Source organism: Bradyrhizobium iriomotense (genome assembly GCF_018130765.1).
Classification (GTDB): domain Bacteria; phylum Pseudomonadota; class Alphaproteobacteria; order Rhizobiales; family Xanthobacteraceae; genus Bradyrhizobium; species Bradyrhizobium iriomotense_A.
In genome coordinates this window covers 359,341-373,139 of sequence record NZ_JAFCJZ010000004.1, presented here as the reverse complement: position 1 = coordinate 373,139, position 13,799 = coordinate 359,341, and the positions used below count along the sequence as shown (strand labels likewise).

Here is a 13,799-nt window from a genome sequence, read left to right as displayed (position 1 = left end):
GATGGTCCGAAGGACCAGACCCGGAATCTCGAGATTCCGGGTTCGCCCTTTGGGCGCCCCGGAATGAGGGGCAGTGATGACCAGGAACCCTTGAATTTGCTCCCGGGCCGTGGTCTCAACGGCCCATCGTCGCGCCAGATCGGCCGGCACCAAGACCCCGGCAGAGCTTCACCCGATGGCCCGCAGGTTTTCCGCTCCCTACCAGACGGAGCCCGTGTCCAGCCTCGCCAACTGGGCGCGCAATCTCGCCGTGTTCGCGGTGGTGGCCGTATTGGTGTCGATCCTCATCGTCCGCTTCGGCTTCCTGGAGCCGAAGCCGGCGCTCGTCACCTTCTTCGGGGGCCTCGCGATCGCCGGGCTCTCGATCCTGTTCGGGCTCGCGGGCTTCGCTGCGATCTGGCAGAACGGCTCGCGCGGAATGGCGCGCATCCTGCTCGCGTTCCTCATCGACGGCGCCATCCTCGCCTACCCCGCCTATCTCGCCCTGCAATACCGCAAGCTGCCGGCGATCCACGACGTCACCACCGACCCGATCGACCCGCCCCGCTTCGACGCATTGGCGCGTCTGCGCACCGGCGACGGCGCCAATACGGCGGTCTATGCCGGCCTCTACTCGGCCGAGCAGCAGCGCCATTTTTACCCCGATATCGAACCGATCGAGCTCGAGATCCCGGTCGATCGCGCCTATGCGATCGCGCTCCAGCTGGTTAACAAGCGCAAATGGCTCGTCATCGACGAGCGCGCGCCGCAGCCGCCGCGCCGCATCGGCCGCATCGAGGCGGTGGCCCGCACGCCGATCATGGGCTTGCGCGAGGACATTTCCATCAGGGTCGTGCCCGACGGCGAGGATTCCCGTGTCGATATCCGCTCCGCCTCGCGCTATTTCGACAGCGATCTCGGCAGCAACGCCGCACGCGTGAAGAAATTCATCGAGGATCTCAACACCGCTGCGGACGCCGATGCGCTGAAACCGGTGAAGAAGACTCCGGTGGCGCCACCCAAGGCACCGGCGAAGACGGTGAAGAAATAGCCCCTGGTGTCATTCCGGGGCGATGCGCAGCATCGAACTATGATGCGCAATTGCGCATCTGAGAATCCATTCTTCCACCAACGCCGCGGCCCGATGGATTCCGGGTTCGCGCTAGCGCGCGCCCCGGAATGACGCGCTAGGCCATCCGGTACGTCCCGCCGATCACGGGATCGCCATCGGTCGCGACCACGCCGCGCGCGACGAGGTCTTCCAGATGCGCCAGCACGGAATAGCCCGCAGCCGTCGTCAGCCTCGGATCGATGCCGATATAGATCGCGCGCACCATGGTCGGGATGTCGGCCTCGCCCTTGGCAAGGCGGTGCAGGATCGAGGCCTCGCGGGCCTTGCGGTGACGGATCAGGAAACGCACGAAGCGCGGGCCATCCGGGATCTCGGGGCCGTGGCCGGAGAAATAGAGATCCTCCTCGCGCGCGGCGAGACGGTCGAGCGAGTCCATGTAGTCGATCATCGAGCCGTCGGGCGGCGCCACGATCGAGGTCGACCAGCCCATCACGTGGTCGCCGACGAAATTGAATTTCCGCTCGGCCCAGGCGAAGGCGAGGTGGTTGGCGGTGTGGCCGGGCGTCGCCACCGCCTCGAGGCGCCAGCCGGCCCCCTCGACGACGTCGCCATGGGCGATCCTGATATCGGGTGCGAAATCGCGATCGACGCCGGATTCCGGATTGTGCTTCTCGCTCTCGAAGCGCGGGCGTGAGGCGCGGTGCGGGCCCTCGGCGTAAACCGGCGCGCCGGTCGCCTGCTTGATCCGCGCGGTGTTCGGCGAATGGTCACGGTGGGTGTGGGTGACGAAGATATGCGTCACCGTCTCGCCGCGCACCGCCTCGAGCAGCGCTGCTGCATGCGCCGCATCATCCGGACCGGGATCGATGATCGCGACGTTGCCGGTGCCGACGATGTAGCTGACCGTGCCGGAGAAGGTGAAGGGGCTCGGATTGTTACAGAGCACGCGCCGCACGCCGGGCCGGATTTCCTCGACGATTCCGGGCTGAAGCGGAAAATTGCGGTTGAACGGGACGTCGTCGTTATCGGACATCGGACTTCCTGTGCACTGCTGCCCCAATCCTCGCCGTCATACCCCGCGAAGGCGGGGTATCCAGTACGCCGCGGCGCCCGTGGCGAAGGCGAGGTCTCTGGGATACTGGATCACCCGCCCCAGTGCGCAATTGCGCACAAGGCGGGCGATGACAGCTGAGCAAGACAACGGCCACGGAATACGTGGCTCAGAAAAACGCCTGAATGCCCGTGATCGCACGTCCCAGGATCAGGGCGTGGACGTCATGGGTGCCCTCGTAGGTGTTGACCGTCTCGAGGTTATGGACATGGCGCATCACGTGGTACTCGATCGAGATGCCGTTGCCGCCGTGCATGTCGCGGGCGGTGCGGGCGATGTCGAGCGCCTTGCCGCAATTGTTGCGCTTCATGATCGAGATCATCTCGGGCGCGAACTTGCCCTCGTCCATCAGACGGCCGACGCGAAGCGAGCCCTGAAGGCCGAGCGCGATCTCGGTCTCCATATCGGCGAGCTTCTTCTGCACCAGCTGGGTCGCCGCCAGCGGCTTGCCGAACTGCTTGCGGTCGAGCGTGTACTGGCGGGCGCGGTGCATGCAGTCCTCGGCGGCGCCCAGCGCGCCCCAGGAGATGCCATAGCGGGCGCGGTTGAGGCAGCCGAACGGGCCCTTGAGGCCCGACACATTGGGCAGCAGCGCGTCTTCGGGAACCACGACCCCGTCCATCACGACCTCGCCGGTGATGGAAGCGCGGAGCGAGAGCTTGCCGCCGATCTTGGGCGCGGAGAGGCCCTTCATGCCCTTCTCCAGCACGAAGCCGCGGATCTGGTTGTCGTGCGCCACCGACTTGGCCCAGACCACGAACACGTCGGCGATCGGCGCATTCGAGATCCACATCTTGCTGCCGGTGAGGCGATAGCCGTCCGAAACCTTCTCGGCGCGGGTCTTCATGCCGGCCGGATCGGAGCCGGCGTCGGGCTCGGTCAGACCAAAGCAGCCGACCCACTCGCCGCTGGCGAGCTTCGGCAGGTACTTCTTGCGCTGGTTCTCGTCGCCATAGGCATAGATCGGATACATCACCAGCGAGGACTGCACCGAGTTCATCGAGCGGTAGCCGGAATCGACCCGCTCGATCTCGCGCGCGACGAGCCCATAGGCGACGTAGCTCGCATTGGCACAGCCATATTCCTCGGGCAGCGTAATGCCGATCAGACCGAGCTCACCCATCTCGTTGAAGATCTCGCGGTCGGTCTTCTCTTCCAGGTAGGCCTTGGCGACACGCGGCAGCAGCTTGTCCTGGGCATAGGCACGGGCGGTGTCGCGCACCATGCGCTCATCTTCGGTGAGCTGCTCGTCGAGCAGGAACGGATCGTCCCACTGGAAAGAAGCCGCAGCCGGCTTGTCCTTGGCCTGAGGGCGCACGCTCATGAAACGTCCTTTCGCGTCTGGTTCCGTCTAGAAATTGCCCGACAAATTAAAGCGCCGCGGCAACAAGTGCAAATGCATCCTGGTTTCGGTCATTCCGGGGCGCGCAACGGCGCGAGCCCGGAAACGACGTGGTCAGGTTTCGAGCTGCTCGTTGGCGACGATCTCGATGCCGAAGCCCGACAGGCCCTTATAGTCATGCACCGAGGATGTGAGGTGCCGGATCGAGGTGACGCCGAGATCGCGCAGGATCTGCGCGCCGACGCCGATCTCGCGCCACTGGCGGTTGCGGTCGGCCTCGGTCGAGGTCTCGTCCTCCAGCGGCGATACGGGCACACCGGCCGCACCGTCGCGCAGATAGACCAGCACGCCACGGCCGGTTTTCTTGAAATGCTCGAGCACGATCGCCATGCGCTTGTGGCCGGTGAAGGTGTCCTTGACGATGTTCGGCTTGTGGAAGCGCGTCAGCACGTTCTTGCCGTCGCCGACGCCGTTATAGACGAAGGCGACGTGGGCGATGGAATCGAACGGCGAGCGGTAGGCATAGCCCTGCAAGGGTCCGATCGGGCTTTCGGTGACGAAGGTCGAGACCCGCTCGATCAGCTTCTCGCGCGCCTGGCGGTAGGCGATCATGTCCGCGATGGTGACGTGCTTGAGCTTGTGCCTGGCAGCGAACTGCGCGACCTGCTCGCCCTTCATCACGCTGCCATCGTCGTTCATCAGCTCGCTGATGACGCCGACCGGCGGCAGGCCGGACAGCTTGCAGAGGTCGACGGCGGCCTCGGTATGGCCCGAGCGCAGCAGCACGCCGCCATCCTTGGCGATCAGCGGGAAGATGTGGCCCGGCCGGGCGAAGTCGTTGGCGCCGACATTGGGATTGGCGAGCGCCCGGCAGCACGAGGCACGCTCCTCGGCCGAGATGCCGGTGCCGCCGTCGGGCTTGTAGTCGACCGAGACCGTAAATGCGGTGGTGTGCGCGGAATCGTTGTGGGCGACCATCGGATCGAGCCGCAGGCGGCGGGCGTCCTCGGTGGTGACGGGGGCGCAGACGATGCCGGAGGTGTGGCGGATGATGAAGGCCATCTTCTCGGCGGTGCAGAGCGAGGCGGCGACGATCAGATCGCCCTCGCCCTCGCGATCCTCGTCGTCGGTGACGACGACGAGTTCGCCCCTGGCAAAGGCCTGCAAGACTTCCTGGACGGTATCGGGCATTTCCCAATCTCTATCGGTTATGGGGCCGGAGGCTTGCCGGACGCCTTAGCCGGACTTGGCTCCAAGCGCTAGTGTCCTGAACGCAACCGCATATGCCTGATGGCGGGCCGGCCCGCGGGCCTCAGGCTTGCACCGAAGATACCAGGGATATAGGTGCGCAGAGCCCGGACGGAAGACGGCAAACCGCCGTCAGGGCAACACCTCGCGCCGCTCGCCGAGCCGCAGATCGAGCTCGGCACGCTTGTCCGCGAGCAGGCCGGCCTGGGCGGCTTCGATCACGGTAAACAGCTCATGAGCATCGCTGAGCCGGGTCACCGTGACGTAGCTGGCGCCAGCCGCATAGAGCTCGCCCACATCCGACAAAAGATCGGCCGTGGCAACGATCAAGGCGGTCGGATTGAGGGTGCGGACGTGACGGACCAGCTTCTCGTTGCTGGCGCCCTTCAGAAGCGCGTCCGGCACGCTGAGGATGATCATCTCGGACTTGCCGACACCGGCATGGAGCAGCGTGTCGGCGCTGCTGATGTCGCCATAGATGACGTGCAGACCGCGCGACAACAGCGTCTGGTACACATTGGGGTTGAAATCGATCACCGTGATCTGCTCGAGCAGCACCGGGGCCTGCCGTTCGATCTCGGCCAGCAGCGCGCTCGCCGCACGGAAAAAGCCGAGGATGACGATGCGGCGGGCCTCGCCATGGCCGCCCTCGTGGCTCTCCTCGGCATGGCCGTTGCCGTGGTCGAGATCGCGCAGGCCGATCCGCTTCAACGGACCGATCGCCCAGCGGGTGATCTCGTCGCTGCGGCTCATCGCGAAGGTTGAGAGCACCGCCAGCACCACGAAAGCGAAGGAGGCGGCATTCGCCGTCTCGGCTGCGATGTGATGGTCGTTGACGCCGGTCTGGATCACAACAAGCGAGAACTCGGAGATCTGCGCGAGGTTGAGAGCCGGCAACAGGCTGGCGCGCAGCCCCTGCTTCATCAGGTAGAGCGGCGTGAAGGTGGTGACGAGCCGGCTCACCACCGTGAACGCCGCGATCATCACGGCAAGCCCGATCACGGAGAGGCCTGGCACGGGAATGGTCATGCCGAGCGCAACGAAGAACAGCGTGATGAAGAAGTCCCGCAGCGTGGTGACCTTGGCGGTGACGTCGAGCGCGTAAGGGAAGGTCGAGAGCGAGACGCCGGCAATCAGGGCGCCCATCTCGCGCGACAGCGAGAGCCGCTCGGCCGTCTCGGCGACGAGGAAGCACCAGGCGAGCGCACCGAGCAGGATCAGCTCGGGACGACGGGCGATCTGGTGGAACAGGCGCGGCAGCACGTAGCGGCTGACCAGCAGCGCGGCGGCGACCAGCACCGCGACACGGCCGATCGAGAGCAGGATGACGGTGACTTCCAGATTGGCAAGGCTCGGCTGCACCGCCAGGAACAGGATGGCGAAGATGTCCTGCAGCACCAGGACGCCGAGCGTGATGCGGCCCGGCAGCGTGTCGAGCTCGCGCTTCTCGTAGAGCACCTTGACGATGATGACGGTGCTCGACAGCGCGCAGGCGACGCAGAGATAGACCGCGTCGAAATGCCCGCCACCGAGCGACAGGCCGATGCCGACGAAGAACGCCACGCCGAGCAGGCAGCCGCCGAGGAGCTGGCCGCCCGCTGCAAACAGGATCACCCTTCCCGCCCGCACGATCTTCTTCAGGTCGATTTCGAGCCCGATCATGAACAGCATGAAGATCAGGCCGAGCTCGGAGATGACGCTGATCGAGTCCTGCGACTTGACCCAGCCGGCACCGAATGGACCTATGCAGAAGCCGGCGATAAGGTAGGCCAGGATCAGCGGTTGCCGGGAGAAGTGGGCCAGGAGGCCCAGCACCCAGGCAAACAGGATACAGAGAGTGATGTCGCGAATGAGCTCATGCATGCCAAATTGGTCCGTTTTGCCGCACCCTAGTGGCGGGTTGCGGCGCGGCAAGCGAGCAATTCGTCACATGCGGTTCGTGCTCTGGTTGATAGCCCTGCTGGGTCCATTCGCGTCCGCCTTGTCGGCCGCAGCGCAATCCAAGGTCAATATCGAGCAGACTTTTGCCGATTCGCTCACCGCGCTGCCGAAAGAGGAACTCGCCGTCTCCGGAGGGTTCTACGTGCCGGCCTATTCCAGCGTTGCGATGAGCCAGGGCAAGCTGCGCGTCGATTTCTCGGTGACATTGAGCGTCCACAACGCCTCCGAGACGCAAGCACTGGTGCTCAAACGCATCGCCTATTTCGACACCGCAGGCAAGCAGGTCGAGAGCTATCTGAAGGCGCCGGTGGCCTTGAGGCCCCTCGCCACCGTCTCGATCTTCATTCCGACCGACGACGTGCGCGGCGGGACAGGCGCCAATTTCATCGTCGACTGGGCCTCGACAAGCGAGATCTCCGAGCCGGTGGTCGAGGCCTTGATGGTTGGCGGCGTCGCCAATGCGCATTACGCTTTCATCAGCCAGGGACGCCCGACCAGGACGGTCGGAAAGAAATAAGACCGTCCGCCCCGGACGGTCGGCAAGACGTAAGGCCGCGGGCGCAATGCCAGCCGGCTCAACAAAAACAAGACGAGGAACGCTCCCATGACGTCCAGCTTCGATTTCGCTCCCCTGTTTCCTGCAGGGCTGCCGGCCCCGACTGCGCGCTGGACGGGCCTTGCCAAATACAGCTTTGTCGGCGGCAACAATGATTCCGAGCAGGTCCCGCTCGACGAGCTGATCGAAGCGACCAACACGGTGCTGCGGCGCGAGGGCCGCTCGCTCGCCACTTACGGTCTGGCGCACGGGCCGCAGGGCTATCTGCCGCTGCGCGAATTCCTGGTGACAAAACTGAAGCGCGATGCCGGCATCAACTGCACCGTCGACGATCTCCTGATCGTCTCGGGATCACTGCAGGCGCTCGACCTCGTCAACAACACGCTGCTGACGCGCGGCGACACCGTGATCTTCGAGCAGGACAGCTATCAGGGCTCATTGACCCGCCTAGCCCGGCTCGGGGTCAATGTGGTGGGCATCCCTCTCGACAAGGACGGCATGCGCATGGACGCGCTGGCCTCGACGCTGGCCGATCTGAAGAGCCGCGGCATCCGCCCGAAATACATCTACACCATCCCGACGGTGCAGAACCCGACCGGCAGCATCATGCCGGAGAGCCGCCGCACTGAGCTGGTGCGGCTCGCAACCGAATACGGCGTGCCGATCTTCGAGGACGATTGCTATGCCGACCTGGTCTGGTCGGGCCAGCGGCCGCCGGCGATCCACGCGATGAGCCCGAACGGCGGCGTGATCCATATCGGCTCGTTCTCGAAATCGATCGCGCCGGCGCTGCGCGTCGGCTTCATTGTCGCGCCCTGGGATGTGATGTCGCGGATGCTGTCGCTGAAGACGGATGCCGGCTCCGGCGCGCTGGAGCAGATGGTGCTGGCGGCCTATTGCAAGCCGCATTTCTCGACCCACGTGCCGGCCTTGACGAAGGCGCTGCGCACCAAGCTCGACACGCTGATGGAGGCCCTCAACGAGCAGTTCGGCACGGCGGCCGAGTTCGAGGAGCCCAAGGGCGGCATCTTCCTCTGGGTCAAACTGCCCGAGCAGGTCGATACGCTCAAACTCTATCAGGCTGCGCTGGCCGCCGGCGTCTCGATCAATCCGGGGCCGGAATGGTCGACCAACAAGAGCCATTCGAGCTCGCACCTGCGGCTGTGCTTTGCAAGCCCCACGCATCAGCAGATCCGCGAAGGCGTCGCCGTGCTGGCCGAGGTCTGCCGCAAGGAGTTCGGCGTGCCGGCCCGCAGCGCCAATGTGGAGAAGCGGGCCTGAGGCCGATGACTCATCCGTCGACGTGGAATTCCACGTTGACCTGGCCGCTGCCCGAGGACGGAAAATAGTCGCAGAGCTGCTCGGCGGCCCCGCGGTAGTCGGACCAAGCCGAGCGCAGCAAACAGCATGATGGTGTCCGCCATCCCGCCCTCGCCATTGCACTTGATGGCGTAGTCGGGAAGCATGTCGAGAAATTCGCGGTAGCGGCGGCTCTGCCAAAGCTCGAGCACGCGCAAATCGACCTGGCGGTTGAACTCGCTGGCGACCGACGTCCACGCTTCCGGGCCGAGCTTCTTGTTTGGCCAGAGCCGATGCGAGAGCGAGCCGCTGGCGAGGATCGCGACCCGTTCGCCGGATTCGTCGATGGCCCGGCGGGTCGCTTCACCGAGAACCCGGCTCTCCTCGAACGAGGTGAACAGCGGCGAGGCGACCGAGACGACCTTCGCAAAACCGTCCGGGTTCATGTAGTGCATCGGGACGATGGTGCCGTATTCGAGCCCGAGGCTCGCCACCTGGTGGGCGATGACGTTCAGACCGGCATCTTCGGCCCTGCCCGCAATGGCTTCGGCGAGCCCGGTATCGCCGGGCAGATCGTAGCGCAGATCCTGAATCATCTGCGGTGCCTCGTGGCTGGTGAACGAGCCGCGATGCCGCGCATTGGCGTTGATGTGATAGCCGAAATTCGAGAGCCAGTGGGTATCGAACACCACGAAGCTGGTGACGCCGCGCTCGCTCGCCCGCCGCCCAAGCTCGCGCAGGGACTCGACGGCGGCCTGGCGCGCGACACGAAGCGGGCTGCCGGGCTGCTCCGACAGCATCAATGATGGAACGTGGGTGACCTTGGCCGCGAGTACGAGCTGCCCCATGGCGGCCACCCCCGAAACGTCAGGCCGCCTGTGGCTGGCTGCCGTGGATCGCCGAGGCCAGCCGCAGCAGCAGGACGATCGAGACGTTGCCCTTGCCGGCCTCGATCTGGGCGATGTAGCGCTCGGAAATCCCCGAGCGGCGGGCAAGCTCCCGGCGTGACAGGTCGCAGCGGGTGCGCGAGGACCTCAGGCGGTCGCCCAGCTCGGCCAGAAACGCGGTCTCCGAATAGGGCGGCACGGCGCAGCTCCCCGGCAGCACTTCGCCCGCAAAATCCATGACTTGATTCAGCATTGGTGTATCCACGTTCGCCTTCGGAGCTGCCATCCTACCCCCGCTGCGGCCGGCCTCATTGACGCGGATCAAATTCGCGCGCGATCGGCAGCCGGCGTGGACGGCCGCGCCGGGGATGCTAAACTTTGGAATTCTTCGAGGCGGGGCTTTTCGGGACATGACGCGTTGTTTGAGCCGCTGGACCACGGCGGCATTGCTGTGGGTTGCCTTCATACCTCTAGCGCGCGCGGAGACGCTTGCGGCGACGGTCGAGCAATGGGGCCTGCTCGGCTCATGGGCGGTCGATTGCGCGGCCCGGCCAGACCGCGACAAGGGGGCGCTCCTGACCTATGAGATCCGGAAGGACGGCCGGGTGATGTACCGGCGCAATTTCGGCGACGCCAAGGACGAGAACGAGGTCGTGTCCGCCACGGTCAACGCCGAGGGCCTGCTCAATGTGATGGTGTACTTCCCCTCGCTGCATCAGGCTCGCGAGTTCGGACTGCTGCTGGCGAAGGACGGCAGCCTGCGCGCGATCTACAATCGCAGCGAGCGCGGCGAGTACACGATCAGGGACGGCAAATACGTCGCCACCGGTGCGCCAACGCCCGCGCAGCAGCGCTGCGATTAAGCATTCCATTTGCGCATGATCTTTCGGAAAACCGCTCCACACTTTTCCGGATCATGCTCTGTCTGAACATCCGTTCAGAATTCTCCTGCAATTCCTCCGGAACGTTCGTACGAATGCGCGGTTTAGATTGGCATTCGATTGGAGGAGGACAGCATGAAGAAGCTTGGTTATGTGGTTGCCGCTCTTGGCGCGCTCGCGATCGCAGCGCCGACGCTGGCGAGTGCGGAGACGGTAGTGATCAAGCGTGGTCACGATCACGGCCCGTACGCTGCGCATGCCGAATACGGCATGCATCGTGACCACGGCTGGCATCGTGGCTGGCGTCATCATGACGACAGGGTCGTGGTGATCAAGCGCAGCCATCGCCATCACCACTGGGACTAATGCGCAACGCAAACGTGGAAATGGCCCCTCGCGGGGCCATTTCTTTGCGTGCTTCTTCCTTCTCCCCTTGTGGGAGAAGGTGGCGCGAAGCGCCGGATGAGGGGTTGCTTCGGCGAACTCCAACGCAAGAGATTCGAGCGCGGATAGAACCCCTCACCCGTCTCGCCGCTTCGCGGCGAGCCACCCTCTCCCACAAGGGGAGAGGGTAAACAACGGCTGCCTCGGCCGACTAATCCCACGCCGGCGCGAAGCCCGGATTGACGCAGCGCCTGTCCTTCGGCAGCGCCGCGATTTTCTTGCGGTCGGCCTCGTCGAGCGTGATCTTCAGCGCATCGAGATTGGCCTGCTGGCTCTCGCGGCGCGAAGCCTTCGGAATCGCGGCGACGCCGTCCTGGTCGAGCAGCCATTTCAGCGCGACTTGCGCGGCGGTCGCATTGTGTTTGGTGCCGATCTCGCCCAGCACGGGATCCGACGCGATACGCCCCTGCGCCAGCGGGCAATAGGCGACCAGCGGGATCGACTTAGGCTTGAGATAGGCCAGCACCTTCGATTGATCGAGCATCGCGTGATATTCGATCTGGTTGCAGGCGATCGGCGCCTTGATGTCCTCGACCGCGATCTTGAGCAGTGCGGTAGTGAAGTTGGCAACGCCGATGGCCCGCGTGCGCCCCTCTTCCTTCAGCTTCATCAACGTCTCGAACACCGCGCCCCAGTTCGCGGACTTCGACGGCCAGTGCACGAGATAGAGATCGACATGATCGAGCCGCAGCTTCGTCAGGCTGGCATCGAAGGCACGGCGGATTGCATCGGGGGCGAGGTTCTCGTGCCAGACCTTCGTCGTGACGTGCAACTCGCCGCGCGGCAGGCGGGCTGCGGCAAGCGCGGCGCCGATCGGCTCTTCGTTGGCGTACATCTCGGCGGTGTCGATGTGGCGGTAGCCGATCGCGAGCGCGCTCTCGACCGCCGCCCGGCAGGCATCGCCCTGCATGCGGAAGGTGCCGAGGCCGAGCTTGGGCATGCTGATGCCCTGTGTCTTCAGATGATCCATGAAACAGGCTCCTGACGTATTTCAGCCCGCCGAATGCGCGCAGCGATGCCGCGTGAGCAGACTCTTCAGTGATGGAAAAGAGATGGCAGGAGCGGACATTATAGCGCGCCGCCGGAGCAGGGCCAAATCAAGATCAGGTCAGCAAGATAGCCGGCGGGTATCGCCGCGACAGCCAAACGGCATTTCAGATCGGCTCCCTCTCCTGTCAGCATCTCACCATCGCGGTCATTCCGGCCGCACACAAGATGGAGACGATCATGAAGACGCTTTTGACGATGGCCATTTTGGCGGCTGCCGTTGCCGGCGCCGCTCCGGCGCATGCCGACGGCTTTGCCTATATGGGCTCGCCCAAGCAGGGCGAATTTTTCGTCCGGCAGACCACCGCGCCGCGCGCTCCGGACTGGATGAACGCACGCGCGGAGACCCCGCGACCCGTGACCCGGCCGGTGCGCGGCGGCATCGGCCTTCGTGCGCCTTAGGAATGCTGCGCCACCACGGCCGGGCGCGGCTGCGGCTGCGGCTCGATGTCGACCGACCAGAGATCGCGGTTATCGACATCCTTCAGGGTCACGGTCATGACGCCACTCGCGCCGTCGATGTCGACACGGCCGAAGAACTGCAGGCCGAAGCAAGGAGCGAGATTCTCGCCCTGCGCCGCGCTACAGCCGTTCTGGTACATCGCGACCGGACCAAACGTATTGTCGAGCTCTCCCGGTCCCCAGCTGCCGGCATGCAGCGGACCGGAGACGAATTCCCAGAACGGCTCGAAGTCCTGGAATTGCGCCTTGTTCGGATCGTAATAATGCGCGGCGGTGTAGTGCATGTCGGCGGTGAGCCAGACGATGTTGCGCACACCCGTGCGCTTGATGGAGGAGAGCAGATCGGCGATCTCGTGCTCGCGCCGGTCGGGTGCGCCATTGCCGAGCGCGACCGCGTCGAGGCTGACCAGACCGATCGGCAGATCGGCCGCGATCACCTTCCAGGTCGCGCGTGAGGCAGCAAGCTCGCGCTTCAGCCAGGCGAGCTGCTCGGCGCCGAGAATCCAGCCTCGGTGATCGTTGCCCTTGTTCCAGCTGTCGTCGCGATAGCTGCGCATGTCGATCATGAAGACGTCGAGCAGCGGGCCGTAGGCGATCTTGCGATAGACCCGGCCCTGCCGCGCGCCGATGTCGCGGATCGGCATGAAGTCGAAGAAGGCGCGGCGGGCGCGTGCGACCAGTCGCGAGGTCCCGTCGTCCTCGAAACCCGCATCGTCATAGCTGCCGGCCGGCGACCAGTCGTTGGTGACCTCGTGGTCGTCCCATTGCGCGAACATCGGCACCTCGGCGTGGAAGGCGCGAAAGTGCTCGTCCAGATGGTTGTATTTGTAGTTGCCGCGAAACTGCGCCAGCGTGTGCGCGACCTCGGCTTTTTCCTCAGTGACGATATTGCGCCAGGTTGCGCCGTTCGGCAGCTTCTGCTCGGTAGGAATCGTGCAATCGGCGTAGATGTGATCGCCGGAGTGGATGAAGAAATCGGGGCGGTTGTCGAGCATGGTGCGGTAGCTGCGATAGCCCCCGCGCGCGATGTCGATGCCCCAGCCCTGCCCCGCGGTGTCGCCGGACCACAGGAACGAGATCGACCGGCCTGAGGCCGGCGCGGTGCGGAAATGGCCGACGCGGCTTTCGCCGGTGATGCCGGTCGCGACGTCGTCAAAGCGGACGCGATAGAAGATGTCCTGCCCCGGCGGCAGGTCGTTCAGCAGCAGTTTTGCGGTGAAGTCGGCATCGGGCAGCGCGTCACGCGAAGCCGACGCGATGATGGCCTTGAAGCTCTCTGTGGTCGAGCACTCCACCTGCATCCGTGCGGCCCGGTCCGCGCGCCCCCAGATCACGGCAGAGCCATCCGAGACGTCGCCGGACTGGATGCCGCCCGCGATCCGGGGGCGGTCGGCGGCGCGGCTGATGCGGGGCGTTGCGAGCGTGCCGAGCGAGGCGACGGCGAGGCTTGAAGTCGAGCGGACCAGGAATTGTCGCCGGGTCCATGCGCGCGGGGCGCGGAGCGTTGCCATTCAGGAGACCTTCGTCGAA

General features: G+C 65.0%; 14 protein-coding genes. 6 read left to right on the top strand and 8 right to left on the bottom strand.

The window, feature by feature from the left end:
• Positions 1-175: 175 nt before the first annotated feature.
• Positions 176-1,030 carry a DUF1499 domain-containing protein gene (locus JQ635_RS10420; RefSeq protein ID WP_211409757.1) on the top strand — a complete coding sequence of 285 codons (855 nt, stop codon included), beginning with the start codon at positions 176-178 and terminating at the stop codon, positions 1,028-1,030.
• A gap of 136 nt (positions 1,031-1,166) precedes the next feature.
• Here JQ635_RS10420 and JQ635_RS10415 read toward each other — a convergent pair whose 3' ends face one another.
• From JQ635_RS10415 to JQ635_RS10400, 4 genes are all read right to left on the bottom strand, one after another.
• A complete protein-coding gene (locus tag JQ635_RS10415; RefSeq protein ID WP_211409756.1) occupies positions 1,167-2,084 on the bottom strand; it encodes an MBL fold metallo-hydrolase in 918 nt (305 codons plus the stop codon).
• Between the two features lie 187 nt (positions 2,085-2,271).
• Positions 2,272-3,486 carry an acyl-CoA dehydrogenase gene (locus JQ635_RS10410; protein ID WP_211409755.1) on the bottom strand — a complete coding sequence of 405 codons (1,215 nt, stop codon included), beginning with the start codon at positions 3,484-3,486 and terminating at the stop codon, positions 2,272-2,274.
• 132 nt (positions 3,487-3,618) lie between these two features.
• Positions 3,619-4,695: a 3,4-dihydroxy-2-butanone-4-phosphate synthase gene (ribB, locus tag JQ635_RS10405; RefSeq protein WP_211409754.1), complete on the bottom strand. Its 1,077-nt coding sequence runs from the start codon at positions 4,693-4,695 to the stop codon at positions 3,619-3,621.
• A gap of 189 nt (positions 4,696-4,884) precedes the next feature.
• A complete protein-coding gene (locus JQ635_RS10400; protein ID WP_211409753.1) occupies positions 4,885-6,615 on the bottom strand; it encodes a cation:proton antiporter in 1,731 nt (576 codons plus the stop codon).
• A 67-nt stretch (positions 6,616-6,682) separates the two neighbouring features.
• On the opposite strand from JQ635_RS10400, the gene JQ635_RS10395 reads away from it, so the two are divergent.
• Together JQ635_RS10395 and JQ635_RS10390 are read left to right on the top strand one after the other, a co-directional pair.
• Positions 6,683-7,210 carry a DUF3124 domain-containing protein gene (locus tag JQ635_RS10395; RefSeq protein WP_211409752.1) on the top strand — a complete coding sequence of 176 codons (528 nt, stop codon included), beginning with the start codon at positions 6,683-6,685 and terminating at the stop codon, positions 7,208-7,210.
• A gap of 87 nt (positions 7,211-7,297) precedes the next feature.
• Positions 7,298-8,530: a PLP-dependent aminotransferase family protein gene (locus JQ635_RS10390; RefSeq protein ID WP_211409751.1), complete on the top strand. Its 1,233-nt coding sequence runs from the start codon at positions 7,298-7,300 to the stop codon at positions 8,528-8,530.
• Here the strand turns inward: JQ635_RS10390 and hpaD are convergent.
• A complete protein-coding gene (gene hpaD / locus JQ635_RS10385; RefSeq protein ID WP_246583415.1) occupies positions 8,434-9,396 on the bottom strand; it encodes a 3,4-dihydroxyphenylacetate 2,3-dioxygenase in 963 nt (320 codons plus the stop codon). The two genes, JQ635_RS10390 and hpaD, sit on opposite strands and share 97 nt — an antisense overlap.
• A gap of 19 nt (positions 9,397-9,415) precedes the next feature.
• The gene (locus JQ635_RS10380; RefSeq protein ID WP_172787337.1) at positions 9,416-9,688 is read right to left on the bottom strand and encodes a helix-turn-helix domain-containing protein; all 273 of its coding nucleotides are present in this window, start codon (positions 9,686-9,688) and stop codon (positions 9,416-9,418) included.
• A 157-nt stretch (positions 9,689-9,845) separates the two neighbouring features.
• Between JQ635_RS10380 and JQ635_RS10375 the strand changes: the two genes are divergently transcribed.
• Together JQ635_RS10375 and JQ635_RS10370 are read left to right on the top strand one after the other, a co-directional pair.
• Positions 9,846-10,298 (top strand): hypothetical protein, encoded by a 453-nt coding sequence (locus JQ635_RS10375; RefSeq protein ID WP_211409750.1) that lies wholly within the window; start codon positions 9,846-9,848, stop codon positions 10,296-10,298.
• Between the two features lie 153 nt (positions 10,299-10,451).
• A complete protein-coding gene (locus JQ635_RS10370) occupies positions 10,452-10,682 on the top strand; it encodes a hypothetical protein (RefSeq protein WP_211409749.1) in 231 nt (76 codons plus the stop codon).
• A gap of 229 nt (positions 10,683-10,911) precedes the next feature.
• Here JQ635_RS10370 and JQ635_RS10365 read toward each other — a convergent pair whose 3' ends face one another.
• Positions 10,912-11,730, bottom strand: coding sequence for an aldo/keto reductase (locus JQ635_RS10365; protein ID WP_211409748.1), 819 nt, complete (start codon positions 11,728-11,730; stop codon positions 10,912-10,914).
• A 257-nt stretch (positions 11,731-11,987) separates the two neighbouring features.
• On the opposite strand from JQ635_RS10365, the gene JQ635_RS10360 reads away from it, so the two are divergent.
• Entirely contained in the window at positions 11,988-12,209 is a 222-nt protein-coding gene (locus JQ635_RS10360; protein WP_211409747.1) for a hypothetical protein, read from the top strand.
• Here the strand turns inward: JQ635_RS10360 and JQ635_RS10355 are convergent.
• Positions 12,206-13,780 (bottom strand): alkaline phosphatase D family protein, encoded by a 1,575-nt coding sequence (locus tag JQ635_RS10355; protein ID WP_211409746.1) that lies wholly within the window; start codon positions 13,778-13,780, stop codon positions 12,206-12,208. The genes JQ635_RS10360 and JQ635_RS10355 overlap by 4 nt on opposite strands.
• Between the last annotated feature and the right edge of the window lie 19 nt (positions 13,781-13,799).